Origin of the sequence: Enterobacter cloacae complex sp. P29RS (assembly GCF_014893445.1) — a bacterium.
Classification (GTDB): Bacteria; Pseudomonadota; Gammaproteobacteria; order Enterobacterales; family Enterobacteriaceae; genus Enterobacter; species Enterobacter intestinihominis.
The window spans coordinates 39,062-56,114 of sequence record NZ_JADBPZ010000002.1 but is presented as its reverse complement, the minus strand read 5'-3'; the positions used below and the strand labels follow the sequence as shown (position 1 = coordinate 56,114).

At 56.1% G+C, this 17,053-nt stretch carries 13 protein-coding genes; 5 read left to right on the top strand and 8 right to left on the bottom strand.

The window, feature by feature from the left end; genetic code table 11:
* Window positions 1-2 precede the first annotated feature (2 nt).
* Genes IM282_RS01845 through IM282_RS01815 form a run of 7 tightly spaced genes read right to left on the bottom strand, consistent with a single transcriptional unit; the run spans window position 3 to window position 11,380 of the window.
* Entirely contained in the window at window positions 3-2,204 is a 2,202-nt protein-coding gene (locus IM282_RS01845) for a sugar-binding domain-containing protein (RefSeq protein WP_192970056.1), read from the bottom strand.
* Window positions 2,194-4,881, bottom strand: coding sequence for a response regulator (locus tag IM282_RS01840; protein WP_192970055.1), 2,688 nt, complete (start codon window positions 4,879-4,881; stop codon window positions 2,194-2,196). Before IM282_RS01840 ends, IM282_RS01845 begins: the two co-directional genes overlap by 11 nt.
* A gap of 2 nt (window positions 4,882-4,883) precedes the next feature.
* Window positions 4,884-5,318: a globin gene (locus tag IM282_RS01835; RefSeq protein ID WP_192970054.1), complete on the bottom strand. Its 435-nt coding sequence runs from the start codon at window positions 5,316-5,318 to the stop codon at window positions 4,884-4,886.
* Window positions 5,315-6,709: a DUF3131 domain-containing protein gene (locus IM282_RS01830; RefSeq protein ID WP_192970053.1), complete on the bottom strand. Its 1,395-nt coding sequence runs from the start codon at window positions 6,707-6,709 to the stop codon at window positions 5,315-5,317. The genes IM282_RS01835 and IM282_RS01830 overlap by 4 nt, the downstream gene beginning before the upstream one ends.
* A complete protein-coding gene (locus IM282_RS01825) occupies window positions 6,694-8,241 on the bottom strand; it encodes a DUF3131 domain-containing protein (RefSeq protein ID WP_046621211.1) in 1,548 nt (515 codons plus the stop codon). Before IM282_RS01825 ends, IM282_RS01830 begins: the two co-directional genes overlap by 16 nt.
* Window positions 8,238-9,569, bottom strand: coding sequence for a DUF3131 domain-containing protein (locus tag IM282_RS01820; RefSeq protein WP_192970052.1), 1,332 nt, complete (start codon window positions 9,567-9,569; stop codon window positions 8,238-8,240). Before IM282_RS01820 ends, IM282_RS01825 begins: the two co-directional genes overlap by 4 nt.
* The gene (locus IM282_RS01815) at window positions 9,566-11,380 is read right to left on the bottom strand and encodes a glycosyltransferase (protein ID WP_046621207.1); all 1,815 of its coding nucleotides are present in this window, start codon (window positions 11,378-11,380) and stop codon (window positions 9,566-9,568) included. Before IM282_RS01815 ends, IM282_RS01820 begins: the two co-directional genes overlap by 4 nt.
* 283 nt (window positions 11,381-11,663) lie before the next feature.
* Between IM282_RS01815 and opgC the strand changes: the two genes are divergently transcribed.
* The 5 genes from opgC to IM282_RS01790 are packed head-to-tail and all read left to right on the top strand — an operon-like array spanning window position 11,664 to window position 15,769.
* On the top strand, window positions 11,664-12,881 hold the full coding sequence (opgC, locus tag IM282_RS01810; protein ID WP_094948225.1) for an OpgC domain-containing protein: 1,218 nt from the start codon (window positions 11,664-11,666) through the stop codon (window positions 12,879-12,881).
* A gap of 10 nt (window positions 12,882-12,891) precedes the next feature.
* Window positions 12,892-13,791 (top strand): hypothetical protein, encoded by a 900-nt coding sequence (locus tag IM282_RS01805; RefSeq protein ID WP_046621204.1) that lies wholly within the window; start codon window positions 12,892-12,894, stop codon window positions 13,789-13,791.
* Between the two features lie 8 nt (window positions 13,792-13,799).
* Window positions 13,800-15,014, top strand: a complete 1,215-nt coding sequence (locus IM282_RS01800) for a PP2C family protein-serine/threonine phosphatase (RefSeq protein WP_046621202.1) — start codon at window positions 13,800-13,802, stop codon at window positions 15,012-15,014.
* Complete coding sequence (locus IM282_RS01795; protein WP_046621201.1) at window positions 15,004-15,342, top strand: STAS domain-containing protein; 339 nt, start codon at window positions 15,004-15,006, stop codon at window positions 15,340-15,342. The genes IM282_RS01800 and IM282_RS01795 overlap by 11 nt, the downstream gene beginning before the upstream one ends.
* A 7-nt stretch (window positions 15,343-15,349) precedes the next feature.
* Complete coding sequence (locus tag IM282_RS01790; RefSeq protein WP_080343380.1) at window positions 15,350-15,769, top strand: ATP-binding protein; 420 nt, start codon at window positions 15,350-15,352, stop codon at window positions 15,767-15,769.
* Window positions 15,770-15,870: 101 nt separating this feature from the next.
* On the opposite strand, the gene IM282_RS01785 is transcribed toward IM282_RS01790, so the two are convergent.
* Window positions 15,871-17,046 (bottom strand): cupin, encoded by a 1,176-nt coding sequence (locus IM282_RS01785; protein ID WP_192970051.1) that lies wholly within the window; start codon window positions 17,044-17,046, stop codon window positions 15,871-15,873.
* Window positions 17,047-17,053 lie beyond the last annotated feature (7 nt).

Here is a 17,053-nt window from a genome sequence, read left to right as displayed (position 1 = left end):
ATTCATGGCTCAGGAGGGCTTTCCACCCTCTCATTGCGCTGGTTGGAACCCACGGTTTTACCGGCGCGATCCGAAATCACATATTCAATGGTAACGTTATGCCTGCTGGTCGGTGTGACGGTAAGGTCCTTTATCTTGCTGCCCGAATCAGGGGGAAGCGTAAGCGTTGTATCGCCTTTAGCCAACACCTGACCATTTTGCTTCACCTGCCACTTCAGGCGACACGCCTCACAGGCGGACCAGGTGTCATTGATTGCCCACAGGCGAACCGTGGCCTGGCTTCCCTTGCGCCACACCGCCGTCACGGGTTCAATCGACGGCAGAATGGGCTGATAGGCTTTTTGCAGCGCGTAGTAACCCGGTTTGGGCTTACGCAGATAATCCACGACGCCCCAGTTGATGGAGGGCCAGGTTTCAACAAACATAAAGTGGAAGAGGGCGGTAACCGGCTGATAGCGTTGCCGACGATAGCTCTCCGCCGCCATTGCCACCAGCTCCGCCTGGTAACGCTGGGTGTTGGCAATCATCTCCTGAATGGTATTGCCCCGCGGAATGTTGGCAAATTTGAAGGTCTGGAAAGGCTGGAAGTTATGGTATTTCCAGTGCGTCCAGCCAGGATCGTCGGCGGCGGTGCTTTTCGGCCATATCAGGCGGGCGGGGATGATGGTTTTCAGGGTTGAGAGTCGCGGTAGCGCCTGAGCGCCAAATTCCGTAATGATCGCGGTTTTGGCGGGGCCAAGGAGATCGCGCATGGTGCCAAAGTACCACCCGGCCCAGTAATGTTCTTCAACCGCGGAAAAACGATGAACAATGCGCGAGGTGTCTTGCGCAAGCGCTTCTCCCACGCGTTTCGTCAGCGTCTGGTTCAGGTTTTTATTCCAGTCGGGGAAGCGTTTTTCCATCCACGGTGAGTTCCACGGCGGCTCGTTATGACCGCCCCAGACGATAATGGCCGGGGAATTGCCAAACTGTTCGACCATCTCGCGGGTCTGCCGCGTGGCATTGTCCGCAAAGGCGTCGCTGTTGTTGTAACCCCATTGCAGGGGGACATCCTGCCAGATCATTAGCCCCATCTCGTCAGCCACATCGTAAAGTGCCCGACCTGCCACATGTGCGTGAACGCGTATCGCGTTGGCGTTCATCGCCTGCACCAGCCTAAAATCGCGGCGATATTTTTTGCGCGTCATGGTGCTAAGCCACGGGGAGCCGATGTAGTTACTCCCCTTGATAAACAGGCGTCTGTCATTGAGCAGCCAGCCCTTGTTGTCAGGCTGCTTCACTATCTTGCGTAACCCGGTTCGGGCAACCGCAGTATCCATCACCCCTTGCTCATCCATCAGGGTTGCGCGCACCCTGTAGAGGTTTGGCCTGCCATAGCCCACTGGCCACCAGAGCCTGGCGTCTTTCATCGGCAGCGTGACGCGAAGCGACTGCGGCTTCCCGTCAGTCCTCGCAAGGTTTACAGGGAATTCCTGCTTTATACGCGGGCCCATAAAATTGTCCGGTGTGGCCGACAGGCGCAGAGTTACGTCACCGGCAGACAGCGCGCGATAGCGGATCTCGGCGTGCAGCGCTGGTTTGCTCAGTCCTTCGCGCCAGTCCGGACGCAGTATCACCTCGTCGATGGTCACTCCGCGGCTCAAGTGTAGCTTTACCGGCGACCAGATCCCCCCGGAGTTGGCATCCTGGCCGTCCTCTGACCAGGCCCCGCCAGGGCGAGTATCGTGTTGGTTAAGTACGCCTTTAACCATCGTTTTATGTAGCGGCCAGATTGTTTTCGGATCTTCCCAGGGACTGTCCACCCGAACGGCAAGCTTATTATGCCGGTACAGGGCATCACTCACGTCTACGGAAAAGCGCTGGAAATACCCTTCGTGGCGAGCCAGATGTTTGCCATTAAGTATGACGTCGGTGAAATAATCCACCCCCTCAAACACCAGTGTGGCCATGATATCGGGAGCGGGTTTGGGCAAGGTAAATTCGTGACGATACCAGAGGGCCCCCTGATGATCGTATCCGGCGCTGTACCAGTTGGCCGGAACCCGAATCGTTCGCCAGTCATGATCAGGCGCATTGGCTCCGTCGAAGGTGGCGTTATTTGCGTCATGTACGCGCCACATTCCAGCTAATGACCAGGTGATAGGTTGGCTTGCCTGTGCAAGCAGAGGGGCGAATGCCAGCAGCATAATATGCCTAGAGATCATCTTTAACCTCCTGCCCTCGGCGGTGCAGCCATGCCATACTGCGCCTGGCCTGCTTGATGAGCTCGCCTCGCATAACGCTCAGCTCGCTCTGATTCAACGACACTGCCTGACTCTCGACGAACTGGAGAGTTTCCGCAAAGCATGCGAACCCCAGGGTGACGGCTTCACCGCGAAGCTTATGTGCAGCCCGACGCAAGGCCTCGCGGTCATCGTTTACAATACTTCTTTCTATGGCTGCCATTGCCTCATCAAGCCCGTTACCGAACAGCGCCAGCAGCTCATTAACCAGATCGGGATCGTCAGCGCACTGTTTTAACAGGTGAGCCTCATCCGGCAGACCCTTTTCTTCTCCGGCGACAACACGGGCTATCTCCTCCCTGAGCGCCTCCTGACTCACCGGCTTGGCAATATAGCCGTCGAAGCCCATTGCCAGGCAGCGCGCCTGGTCGCCCTGCATGGCATGGGCAGTCATCGCAATGGCGGGCTGGTGGCTACGCCCCCGCGTGAGTGTCTCTTCACGAAGCAGGCGAATGGCCGTTTCACCGTCCATTTCTGGCATTTGCAGATCGATCAGCATCAAATCCCACGACCGTTCACGCCAGCGTTCGAGAGCCTCCCGGCCATTGGATACCACTTCGCAACGGTGGCCGAGCTGCTCCAGCAGGCGTCTGGCGACTTTCTGATTCACCAGGTTGTCCTCGGCCAGCAGGATGTGAAGCCCGTTCTGCACCTGTACAGGCGAGGTGACGGGAGAGGGAGAAAGAGAAGGGGGCGATGCCAGCTGTGGTGTGGGGGCCAGGACGCTGGCTATGGTTTGATAAAGTTCACGTTGGGCAACCGGCTTATGCAAATAGTGGGCAATCCCGATACGCTTGAGCAGATTGGCATCGAAATGGCGGCTCATGGAACTGAGCATAATGATGTGGCTTTGCTCGGCCTGCGGCATAACAGAGAGTTCAAGGGCTAGCGATACACCGTCCATATCCGGCATCTGGGCATCCAGCAGGATCAGCGGCCAGTATCCCCTTTTTGCAGTCAGGCTTAACGCTTCCCCGGCGTTGTTAACACAGGTCGGTGTCAGACCCATCTGGCGAAGCATGGTATCCAGCAGCCGCAGGTTGGTACTATTGTCGTCTACAACCAGTACCGATTCGCCGTTAAAGCGTGCTACAGGAGCATCGGTTGCTGGGACAGCCAACTGACCTTCCAGTGGCAACGTAAAAGCAAATTCGCTGCCTGCACCCGGCTCGCTCTGAACCGTTAGCTCTCCGCCCATCAGGCTTACCAGGCGGGCAGAAATGGTCAGTCCGAGGCCAGTACCGCCGTAGCGGCGGGTGGTAGAGCTATCGGCCTGGCTGAACGCCTCGAAAATGGCTTTTTGTTTCTCCATCGGGATGCCAATGCCGCTGTCGCGTATGCGAAAACGCCAGTGTCCTTCACTTTCTGTAGGCTCTATTGCCAGCATAACCTCACCGTGATGGGTGAACTTCAGCGCGTTGCCCAGGAGATTAGTCAGAATTTGACGTAGTCGGGGACCATCAACGATGAGCACTTCAGGCACCCCCGGAGCGATATCCACCAGCAGTTCAATGCCTTTTTCGCTGGCGGAGGGCATATGCGGGCGGATGAGCGACTGCACAAAGGGGCGGATTTCCAGCGGCTCTGTATCGACGGTCATCTTACCTGACTCAATGCGTGAGAAATCGAGAATGTCATTGATGATATGCAGCAGTGACTGCGCTGAACTCATCACCAGAGAAAGATATTCCCGCTGTTCGGGGTTGAGCTGTGTATCGAGGCAGAGTTGAGTCATGCCCAGAATGCCGTTCATCGGAGTGCGAATTTCGTGGCTCATGTTGGCGAGAAATGCACTCTTCGCCTCGTTGGCCTCCCGGGCCACTTTCGCCGCTTCAATGGCTAACAGCTCGGCCTCCTTGCGGCGGGTGATGTCCTGTAGGGTGCCGATCACCCGTTCGGCCTGCTGCTGCATAGTGAGGGTGACCACCTGTCCCGAAATCAGCATCCAGCGCCAGCCCTGCGTCGCGTGTTGCACGCGAATCTCACATTCAAACACCGGCATGTGCTCCTGCCTGGAGGCGATCATCGCGTTGCGCAGGACGGCACGATCCTCTTCATGGACCAGGTTCAGTAAAAAGCGCAGCGGGTAGTGCAGTTGCGTACGCGACTGACCCACCATCGCCAGCAGCGTATCGTTCACCTCCAGGCTGTCGTGAGAGACCTGCCAGTTCCAGATGCCGATCTGAATGGACTCTGCGGTCAGTAAAAAATCATCGTGCAGCTGCTGGCGCGAGCGCTGGGCGTCGTCAAGCTCGGTAATATCGGTATGCAGGCTGAGGATGCCACCATCAGCAAGACGCTGATGCTGCACGTAGAGCCGCCGGTTTCCTGACTGCCGCACCTCTCGATGGCTTGACTGACGGCAGTTGCGAACGATCGCTTCACGCAGGGTCCGGCGGCGGGTGGGGTCAATGTTATAACCCGAATCAATAAATTTCTCCGCCAGGCTCTCAAGGGTGGCACCGGCGATCAGCCAGGGGGCGATCACCGGGTAAAAGCGCGATATCTGGTCATTCCAGGCCAGCAGATGCTCGGCGGGATCGTAAATCATCACCCCCACAGGCAGCGCGTTGAGATCGAAACGGGATGTGGCTCGCATGGTTACTCACCTCTGGCCTTATAGTGCAGCTCCGCCTGACGGCGCAGATACTCCAGCCCGGGGGCAATGGCCATCGCCCAGGCTGTTAGGATCTCTTCATCGCAAAGTGGATCGCAGGCGCGTACGGTCCGGAGCATTGCCTCCCGCCAGAGGCCGAAAAATCGTGGTGGCAAGCGCAGCCCTTCATTACTCTGCTCCCGCGCCAGGCGTTCCAGAAAATCGGGCACAAAGAGCGAACCGTCAACGGCAAGCATGGCGAAAAAGCTCTTGAAGATCATCTGCTGGCCATCCCGGCCCTGGTCCTGGGCAAAGTGCTGCTCCGTATCGGGGGACATATGAATAAAAGTCTCCCAGAATGCCTCAAAAAAGTGCCGTTTATCATTCTCCGGCAGGACGCGGCTCAGGCTGGCGTCAAAGAGATCGCGATAAAATTTCATGGTGCGGGCCTCGCGGCACGTTCGCCGGGCATGCAGAGGCCGGGCGGGTTGAAGGGATCCGACGTGCGGCGGGCAAAATAGCCATCGCTTTCCACAAGGCCATTTTCAAACAGCGGCCCGGCGTTGTGTTTGTACAGCAGTGCTTCCAGCACCATGGCGTTCGTCGAGAGTGTGAGCGTCGGGTTAATGTCGCCGGTTGCCTCAACGCGGCCCTCATACCAGCCTTGTTTCGGGTTATTCAGGTGCCGGGTAACGGTCATCAACGCGTCAGTGTAATCTGTCTCCCACAGCGCCCAGAGCACAAAGACGGCCTTAGTACTCACCTGTGCCAGACGGGGATAGCTTTTTCCGTCGTCGCCCAGGGTATTCCAGGCATAGCCATTTCCCCAGACGGTGTCCTCTACGTGCCAGGGGGCCTGAGAGAGGTAAAAATCGGCGCGTGCGGTTAGCGCGCGCTCACGCTCCCAGCGCGTTTTCTGGCTAAGCCATACGGCTTCGGCCCGTGCGCGCAGCGTTTTGTGAATATCGGACGCCACACCGGGCGGTTGCCAGCCAAACTCCAGCCCCGGCAGCATAGCGGGGAGGGTGGAGAGTAGCGACGGCTGCCAGGTCGTTCTTGGATCGCGCGCGTCAACGGCGAGGCTACGCTGGTAGAGAATGATGTTCTGAGAAGGCGGGGAAAATGCCTTACCCGATGGAAATCCCCACAGCCGAAACGCGCTGGCGGCATATTCGCTTTCACCCAGCCGCAGCTCGTCGCGCACCACCGGCTGCCCGTTCTGCATGGACGCAGACCACAGCTCCCCGTCCTTATCCATCACCGGACAGAAGTTCCAGCGCAGGATGATTTTATCCAGATATTCACGGTACTCAGGCGCGCGCTCAGCGGTGAGACGCAGCGCCAGCATCACACGGGCCATATCTTTTGCCGACCAACCGCGCAGCGCCGGTTTTTCTGTGAAATCGATGGGCGAAGCCGTTCGGCTGGAATAGAGCCTGCCGGGGGTGCGGGTTTCGGTCAGCGTCAGGCGGTTGAGGGTTCCGAGCAGGCGCGTCAGCCGGGCGTCGAATTCGTCCGCCTGGATCAGACCCAGCTCGCGGGCAGCCAGCAGGGCAATAAGCGTATCGCCAATTTGCCACAGCGTAACACGCGGCTGTTTATCGCTACCGTTGACCAGCCCTGTCTGAGGCTGGGTGTTATTCTCAAAATAGCGCCATGCGATACGTGCCCACTCCCGCTCCTGTGGGGTCAGATTACTGATGCGCGCGGTGGTGTGCCAGCCACCTTTGGTCAGCCAGCGCCAACCTGCGCCTTCACGGCTAAACAGGGCGAAGGCGATAATAAGAATTAGGACGGCGGCAGCCAGCCAGCGGGCTAAGGTCTTAAGCATTGTGCGGTCACCGGCGGCAGTTTCACAGGCTCGTCCGTATTACAGGTAGCACACTGACAGGCCTGGCAAGCGGGTTTGGTGCGAAGGGTGGTTCCGGTCTGTTCACACCATGTCTTCACCGCTGGCGTACTGTTCAGGAACGGACGGTTGCGCGAGGCATTATTTGGCTCAAAGAGATCCACCAGCTTTTTTTCCCACAGGGAGGGGGCGAAGTGGCGATCTTTGGGATTATCGCTGTTGAACTGCAACAGCTTGCCCTCTTTTTTGAACAGCAATGCTTCTAGCATGATGCCGTTGTTATTGGCGGTGAACTCTTTGATGGGGCCGTCGCCGTTTTCGTACAGCCCTTCATAGTATCCTTTGTCCGTCTCGTTGGCGTTTTCAATGGCGTCCAGCAGGCGGTCGGTATAAGGCGAGTTCCAGAGAACCCACATCCCGAGCGCCGCTTTCAGAGAGACGGCGGCCGTATTGGGAACGTATACGCCTTTATCGGTGATGGTATTCCAGTTGAAGCCGTCGCTAAAAACGGTGTCGTAGACGAAGTAAGGGGACTTATCGAGTTGATGTTCAGAGCGAGCGGATAAAATACCGGTGATGGCGTAGCGATTCTCCTGAGCCTGGTAAACCCTGTCGGCGAAGTTTTTCATCCACGGATGGGAGTAGTCGCGCGGACTGTTCTCTCTGTCCGTCGGCTTGTCGAAACCGAATTCCAGGCCGTAAAGCACATACGATTCGGTTACGACGTAATTATGCTGGTTGGTGAGGCGCGGATCGCGCGAGTCATAGGGCACCATTACGCAGTAGATCTCAGCCAGCTCATAGGGCTGGGGCTGGCTGGACTGACAGGTTCCAAAGCCCCACAACGCGAAGCCCGCGGCGCCGTACTCTTCATAGCCCAGCCGCCCCTCCTGCACGTACTTTGGCTGGCCGTTTTCCAGATAGGCTCCGTACATCATCCCGCAGGGGTTGATGACGTTGGTGAAATTCCATCCCAGCATCACGTTATCAATGCTGTTGCCGTATTCCGGATAGCGCTCCTTAATGACCTTCAGCCAGATCAGCATCCTGCCGATGTCCAGTGCCGAGAAGCCAATTTCACCAGGTTTGTTCTGGTAGTTAACCTTCTGGGCGGTGATGGTGTTATAGGCTTTATTGGGCAGTTCGTTGCGGAACAAATCCAGTTTGTTCAGGGTGGCGAGTAATTTCAGCATTCTGCGATCGAATTCGGCTTTATCAATAATTCCCAACTCCCTTGCGGCCGTCATCGCGGCCATATAGGAGGCGCTATCCCACATGGTGGTTGAGGGAAATTTATTGACGGCGTTCACCAGGCCGGTCGTAGGCTGGTAGTTCACAACGAAATATTGCCAGGCGTTTTTGGCAATGGTCATCTCCCGAGGCGTGAGTTCGCCGCTACGCGGCGGGTAATCCGAGGCGGGAAGGCCGGTCGCTGCCTGGGCCGCAGAGAGTGAGAGCCAGCCTGCCACAAGCCCGGCCAGAAGAGGAAAAAAGAGGATAGATTTCAGCTTCATGGCTTCGCTCCTGCTGAAGATGTGAGGGAAGTGGCGGGACCAGGGCAGGCCAGACAAAGCATCTGACCGTGAGCAATGTACGCCAGGCTCTCAAGCACGATCGCATTGGTATCGGCGTCAACGATCTCGTTCACGCTGCTGTTAAGGTTAAGTCCGCGCTGCCAGCCCTTACCCGGAACCTGTAGCTTCTGCACCTGCTGGCGCATTGCTTCGCTCCAGCCATTACGGAACAGGGCGTACCAGGCAAAGGCGGTGCGGGTAGAGGTAATTGCCGTTTGCTCGGGGGTAGCGTCAAGCAGAGCGCTATTTTGCAGCGGCTGGCGATCGGGCAGATCGTTGACGTAATCCGGCGCGGGCTCGGCGTAATCGGTGCTGATCGGTGGCTTGCGGACCCGCAGGCCGTGACGGCGCTGCTGGATCTGCATTATGCGCCACGTGATTTCTGCGCTCTGCGCATCAAAACCCAATTCGAGACCCGTTAATAGATAGGGAAGGCTGATAAGCGAAGGCTGCCGACCCCACGGCGTGCGTAGCCCTTCGTCAGGCACCATTATTCCGTCGATGTCGATCATCTGCTGTCCTTCCGGCGGATTCGTTACCGCCAGTCCCGCCGCGCTGTCGATCAGCCGAAGCGTATGGCTGGCATAGAGGCGATAGCCGAAGCTGTTGCGCGGCTCGTCCGTCGCCAGCGCCCACTGGTGTAGCGGGACCGCGGCCTGGCTGGTGGTGTTGTTGGCAATCAGGGCGCCCATATTCCAGCGTTCAAGCAGATTGCGCACGGGGCCAGCGTGCTGAGGATAGCGCCATAGCAGCGTTTGCAGAGCGTTAAGCAGACGGCCCATGCCGATCGCCGAGGCGTCCGGTTTGCCCAGGGCTTCCAGCGTGTCGGCATGATAATAGGCGGCAGGCAGCCCCTGAGGATTGAGTGGAAGGCTGGCGAGAGCGGCCAGTGCGGCCGCGATGCGTTCATCAAATTCGCCGGGAGTAAGAATGTTGAGTTGCCTGGCGGCTACAGCGGCAAACAGATAGCTGCCGGTGCTCCACAGGCTGAGCCAGGGCTCGCCATTCTGCGCGTTGGCCAGACCATTAGGCTGCGTGTTGTTCACATAATACTGCCAGGCTACCCGCGCCCAGATGGCTTCTTCGAATGTCAGTTCACGCGGAGCGGGCAAGGGCGGGAAATCGTTACTCAGCGACATCCCCGCGCTGCTCTCAACCCGTGTCGGCATCTGTTTTTCAACCCAGACGACGATGGCGAATCCCAGCAGAAAGCCGAGCAGAATAGTAAGGTAGCTGCGGGCAGACAAAAGCGCGTCGCGTTTTCTCATTCGCTCACCTCTTCTTCCGCCGGGGTCCACATGGCGGCGAAGATCAGCGGCAGCATGGCGGCAATGTTGACTGCACCCCAGAAGATGTTGATGACGTAGCCAGACGGATCGTCAACCTGCCCGCGTGCAACCTGAATACCGCCCCAAATCAGCCCGGCCAGGGTGAGCACGACGATGGCGATCTGCGGTTTTACCAGATAAAGAAAACGCCCCGTCTGCCGCTCTTTGGGGGTGACGTGGAATTTGATCTGCTCTCCGCGCAGGACCGTGTCGAGCGCGCGCAGATTCATGGAGAAGAATGAGAGATATGATGCTCTGCCATCCCAGGCTGATATTCCCCAGGTGCCGAACATAAACGCCAGCTCCGACACAATAAAAAAGGGCAAAAAATGGAGGTAAAAGGGTTCAGACCACGCTGATACAGGGGGTATACCGGTAAAAAGGTAAACAATGGGCGATATCAGGAAAATAGTGTTCCACACGCAGGCCAGATAGGACCAGAAGGTGGTGGCGTACATCAGAGTCTGCGGCAAAGAGAGCTTAAAGCGACGACGGCTGAAAATATTGTCGTGGAACAGAATATCCAGTGAACCCGCGGCATATTTGAAGCGCTGGATCATCCACGTCAGCATATCCTGCGGAGAGAGCATTTTCGATTCGATCCGCGGGTGCATTACCGAGCGCCAGCGGCGGGCGGCATCGCCGTGGAGCAGGATAGAGGTATAAATATCTTCCGATACGTGAAATTTATAGGGCGTGAGTTCCGTATCGAAGGCCACGTGGGGACGCATGGCGTCCTGCAGGGTTTCGCGCATGACAGGATCGCGTATATCCCGCGTGTGGCGATCGATCTCTTCTTCAACCGTCCATACGTAGCTGCGCAGCGCCGCCTGCATCACCGCTTCGCGCCTGTGTACAGAGGCCGCACCGCAGCAGAAGGCAGCGTTGGCCCAGTTTCGCCGGCGCAGGATCACATCATAAAACATGCGCGGATCGTTAAAAAAGGGATCGCGGCCGATGGTCACTGGCCCGACGAACTTCTGGGCGAGCCATCCCAGCCCGTATCCCGTTTTGCCTGCTTTTCGCCCAAGCCAGCGTGCGAGGTTTTCCCCCTCCGGCAGGTCGAAGAACCACTGCGGTGTCTGAACCCAGGCTACGTCAGGGTCGCGAAAGTAGCCCAGCGTGTGGCTGAGCAGGGTGGGGAAGACACGGGTATCGGCATCGCAAATGATCAGGAAATCACCGTCGGTTTGCTCAAGTCCGTTTCGCAAATTACCGGCCTTGAAGCCAATATTTGTCTGGCGGGAGATGTAGTTGGCGCCTTCCCGATCGCAGACGGCTTTCATCTCCGGGCGTCGGCCGTCATCGAGCACATGTACCCTGTAGTCCAGCGGGAAGGGGTAATCCATCTTCATGGCGTCCCGAATAGAAAGCCTGACCAGCTCTACATCTTCTGAATAGGTTGCGATAAAGAGATCGACCTTTATGGGTCTTGATGCTTCCGCGTCTTCGGGGCGCAGGCAATCATTGATCTCAACCGGCGGGGGATTTTGCGGCGGATCTTCTTCTTTCCACAGGTTAATGGTGAACAGCACGGTGCCGATCCAGGCCAGGGTTTCAGCCAGCACCAGCGGAATGGCATACCACAGCGCGTCGGTATTTAAGGAGGCTGTCCAGCGCCAGTAAAGATAATTAGCGCCTAAAATCAGCGCAGCAACCGCCAATACCTGCCATGTTAGCATTATCCAGCGCGGTGTCTTAAGCGGTTCAGGCGGCTGGCGATGTTCAAAACGGGTAAAATAAAAATCCATACAGAAGGATATCCTGTTTCCACGATAGATATTAATAACAGACCCGTTACCGAAAGGGATCGCAAAACGAAAAATCACGTCCGCAAACAAAAAGTAAAGTAAGTGTAGAACGTGGGGGAAATAATTCCAGAGGTGTTAATAGTCGATTATTTACATCTGCTTAATTAATTGTTAACCACGCTTAATAATATCGGAAGATCTTCCAAACATTGCCATATGCTTTTCTTTACGCTATCTAAATAAAATACAAGAAACTTTTTTAGCATGGAGAACGCGACGCCCCATGAGCCAGATTGCGCCTGTGCTTATAAAAAAAGATGCTGACAAACCAACAACATGGCGTTACGCCCTGGCGGATAAACGTGATTTACGTATTGATTTTATGCGCGGTATCGCGTTAGTGATGATGGTGGTGGCGCACACGGAAGTGATGTCGATATTTAATATATTTACCTGGGAAAGATTTGGTTTGGTCACTGGTGCCGAGGGTTTTGTCATCCTTTCCGGATTTATGCTGGGAATGTTAAACCGTGTCAGATTGCAAAAAGCGGTATTGTTGACTATATCCTGGGGGCTTTATCTGCGCGCGTGGAAAATATATCGCGTAAATATCATCATTATTCTTTCATTTTTACTGTTAGGATATCTTCCGTTTATTAACGTCTTTGAGGTTACCCATTTTACCGATCGTTACTCGGGGACAACCTGGTCACTGTATCCGGTGACGCCGCAAATTAAAGAAACCTGGTTTAACATTGTCCTCTACCTGCAAATTGGTCCTCATCAAACGCAAATCCTTGGGCTCTATATTTTTCTTCTGCTGTTAAGCCCCCTGTTTTTGGGAATGCTTCAGAAAGGATACGTCTACTGGCTGCTGGGTCTATCGTTACTCGTTTACGGCTGCTGGCAGGTGTGGCCGGTGCGGGTTACGCCGTCTCAGTTTGAATTCGCGTTTCCACTGCTGGCCTGGCAGTTTATTTTTGTGCTGGGAATGTGCAGCGGCTGGTACAAAGAGGAGTTGATCTCCTTTGCCCGCACGCCCGCCGGTAAGGTAGTGCTCGTGGCGTTGGTGATGATTGCGCTGATTCTTGGCTTTATTGCCCAGAACCATACCAACCCGTTTATGCCGCCCGCGCTGCTCATGCACAGTCTTTCACCCGAGGACTTTAATGCTTTTTACCATACCTGGGCGGCGAAAAATGGCCTGGGACCCATCAGGGTGCTTAACGATATCAGCCTGATGGTGACGGTCTATCTGCTGCTGACCTGGTACTGGCTGCCCCTGTATCGCTTCGCGGGCTGGTTTCTTATCCCCCTGGGTCAGCATTCGCTTTATACCTTTATTTTGCACGTCTACGTCGTATTCCTGGTAAGCCAGTTCGTTACGTTCGATCTGTGGCGCCATGACTGGGCTGTGAATACCTTCATTCACGCGGCGACGCTGGGCGTGCTGTGGCTGATGGCGAAATATAATGTCGCCGCGCGCTGGATACCTAACTAAGGAAGGGCAGATGCGGGATAAATTTTTGCTGACCTGCGCACTATTGTGCGTTGCCACTGGGGCTGAGGCTGCGCCGAAGGACGATGCGGAATCGCTACGTGACAAGAACGGTGAGCCGGTGCAGGCTGGCGTGTTCACCAGCCGCTGGGGACGTCTGTTTTCAGGGAATGAAGACGTTTTCTCTGGCGCGCTGAGCTTTAGTTCCGGCCTGAAAGAGCAGTGGATGACCATCCCGAACAGCTCGGACAGCGCAGATCAGAAAAGAAAATACAACCAGACGCTCAATCTTAGCCTGCAATACTCACCCTACAGCTACTGGTTTGCCAACGTGACATCGAGGTTACCGGTGACGGACACCAGCCGCTACACGGCCGATTTTCGCTACAGCTTTGGCTATGACGACTGGCATGCCAACACGGTCAGCCTGGTTTACAGTAATTACGGGGATAACCGCTTCTGGACGTCAGGAACCCGTCGTCACACCTATTTTGAGCAGGGGGCCGTGACGCTGGCGTATAAATTTTCACTGCCGAAGCCCGTAGAGAATAAGCTTCTGATCAACAAAGGCGACTCCATCATTTGCCAGATGGGCTACAGCTGGGTTCCGCGCTATTACGATCTGGACAGCAACGATATCCGCAAAAACAAGAACGTGGTATTGGGCGGGTGTGGTTATACCTTTAAGCAGCATTTTTTCGTACGCGCCACGGCGTTCTGGTTTCCGGACAGCAGCCAGCAGCAGCCCTGGAACGGCGACTACAGCTATAGCTTTGGCTATGCGGGTTATACGCCAGGTTCATTCTCTGTTCAGTATGCAAACTACTCCGGCACCCGTTACCCCGGCCACCAGAGCGGCAGCGGTAAATTCCGGGAAGGCACCGTCAGCGTCATCTGGTTCTTACCGCTATAGGAGGGCGTATGTTGTCCCAGCACGTCCTGATAGTTGAAGATTCACTGGTTTATCGTCGCCTGCTTAGCCGTATGCTGACGCAGTGGGGGTATATCGTCTACGAGGCGGAGAATGGCGTCGCCGCGCTTGAGATCCTTGAAAACCAGCCCGTCAGCCTGGTGATTAGCGACTGGGATATGCCGGAAATGGATGGCCTGACATTGTGCCGGGAGGTTCGCAGCCGCCAGTTCGGCCATTATGTTTATGTAATTTTGCTTACCGCGCGCGAAGAGCCGGGCGATCTGACGGTGGGTTTTGACGCCGGTGCGGATGATTTTCTCAATAAGCCAGTCGAGCAGAGTGAGCTACGGGCGCGATTGCACGCGGGGGCACGGGTTTTGTCCCTTGAAGCCACGCTTGCTGCGCGTAATGCGCGCCTCAGCGAGGCGTTAAGGCAGATAGAGCAAGACCTTGAGGTGGCGGCACGGATCCAGCAGTCGGTTCTGCCCGCGCATCAGCTGCGCTACCGGGATTATTTTGCCGACTGGATTTTCCTGCCGTCAGCCTGGGTATCGGGCGATATTTTCAATGTCTTCCCTCTCGACAACCATCTGGGATTCTACTGTGTTGATGTGTCGGGGCACGGCGTCGGTGCGGCGATGATGTCACTTGCTGTTGCCCGTCAGTTTCTGCATGGCAGGGCGGTAGAGCGTTTTCTGTTTGCGGACGAGAGCGATGTTGCGTCCCCTGCAGAAGTCGTTCGCATCCTGAACGGTCGCTTTTGCAGCGAAGAGGCTGAGATAATGAGTTATTTCACCATGATTTACGGCGTTATCGACCTGGCGACAGGCGAAGGCAAGCTGTGCCAGGCCGGGCATCCTACACCGTTCATTGTGAACCCTGGTGGCGAGGTCAGGACGGTCGGTGAAGGCGGTGCGCCGGTAGGATTGATGCCGGATCTCAGCTGGACAGACGTGAGCTTCTCGCTGGCACCGGGTGATCGCCTCTGTCTGTTTAGCGATGGTATTACCGAGTGTGAGAACCCTGATAACGAACAGTTTGGTCAGGCGCGTTTGCAGCGTCGGCTTCAGAGTGATGTCACGCTAGCGCTGGAACAGCTCTTACCGCAGTTTGCACAGCATCTTATACGCTGGCGCAGCGGAGAATGTCGTGAACAGCAGGCCATGGCCGATGATGTTTCCTTATTAGTAATTGAGCGTACTGGAGTAAACGATGAACATTGATACAGACCGGCTGAGCGAGGTAAACATTATGACCCCATCGGTGCGCCGACTGGACGCCTCGGTGGCGGCGGGATTTAAGGAAGCCATTGCCAGGGAGATTGGGGAAGATCGTAAATCCCTGATAGTCGATTTCAGCAAAATCGATTTTATCGACAGTAGCGGCCTTGGTGCGCTGGTTTCCCTGCTGAAAATGATGAACGGTAAAGGTGAAATGATGTTATGTGCGCTGAACCCCGGTATACGCAACATGTTTACCCTGACCCGTATGGATCGCATATTTCGCATCTGCCCGGATCGCGCAACGGCACTTGCGCAGCTAAATCAGTGAGTTGACTGTGGCTAACCACATCTCTTTTCCCGCCACGTTAACTTCAGTCTCGCCGCTTGCGGCATGGCTTGAGAGCCAGATGGCCTCGCTATCCGTCAGCGATGACTGGCGCTTTGCGCTCGATCTCGCCGCCTGTGAGACGGCTACCAACATTATTCGTCATGCGCTACATGAGGATCCGGAACGTTGCTTCAGCGTGGAGTTCATCGCTACCGTCTCGGACGCGACGCTGCGTTTTACGGACGATGGCGATGAATTTCCCGCTGAACGTCTCGTGGCGGTGCGGGACGACGCGACGTTCGATGCCTCTCTTTTGGCTGAAAGCGGCAGAGGACTGAAACTCATTTTTTTGTATGTCGATAATTTCACGGTGGAAAACGTTGCAGGGAAAAATATCACCGTTCTGGAGAAGAGGATGGTCGGATAATGTTGACGTTTAAGAAGGCCCGGTGAGGGGCGGTATGTTGATAACCACAATGGCGCAGTGAACAGTCTGCGCCAGTATCGTGATGACGAGTATAAGCTCAGTCAGGCATTCGACTGCCATTTCTCCAGTATCGCACCGGCCCGACGGGCCGTGGCAGGCAGGATGTCGGCATCGGCCACGTAGCCATCGGGATCGAGACAGCGATTGTGTTCTCTCGCCTGTTGCAGGATCGCTTCATCCCAGTAGAGGCGCTTACGCTGATCGCCGCGGGTCGTCAGAATAAACTCCGTTTTGCCGTCAACCGCGCGGTAGCGACGCCAGCTGTTTGCCGGAACAGAGATCACCGAACGTTCCGGGGCGATAACGCTCACTTCTTCGCCCGCCTCGTTCCAGGTGACCTCCAGCTGGCCTTTAAAGACCATAATGACCTGAATATCCGGGCAGAGATGGCGGCCCACAACGTGATCCTCGGCGAGACGCAGCCATTCGACGGAAAAACCGTGCGGGCTCACGATAGCGGGAGCGGAATCCCGATCCTGTGAAATGCCGAAACCGATAACCGGCGCAATTTCGCCGCCGTGTCCTGGCAGCACCGAATCCAGCAGTCCCTGGGCTGACCAGCAGCGGTCATCGCCGGTTACCGCACGCTGGCGCATCTCCTCAACGCTGTAGTCACGCAGCCCGGCAATATATTGCTCTGACAGCGGCGTCAGCAGCGTGGCGGGATCGGGCATTGGTTCACCTGCCTCCTGCGCAATCAGCATATTATCCTTGCTGAGATACATACCGTACTCGCTGGCGGCCGCCAGCACTGACGGGTGCCAGATGATGCCGCCCGTGTTGTCCCCGCCGAGCACGGTAAATACCATGCCGCAGGTATCTTCTTTACTGACGTTGGTGAAACCGCGGAAGATCCAGGTCGGTATTGAGAGGATGGTGGGCGCGCTAAATTCCGCTTCATGCTCGCCGTTGGCGCCCCAGCGAAAACGCCATGTCCCTTCATGGATCAGGAACACTTCTGCGGTGAAATGCAGATGCAGGTTATTGGTTACCCCTTTCGGCATAGCCGCCGCGCCAATGTTAAAGCCGTGCGGCTCGGGGATATTAACAATCTGCTCGCTGGACTGAGTTACACCCGGGCCGATGAAGGAATAGTTTTGTTTGAGATGCGAGCCGGGTAGCTTGCAATCAATAAAAGCAAGATTACAGGAAATCATGTCCTCGGGGGCGATTAACCGTGTTCGTGCCTGGCTCTGGGTAAGATGGATGGTTTTCATTATTTCT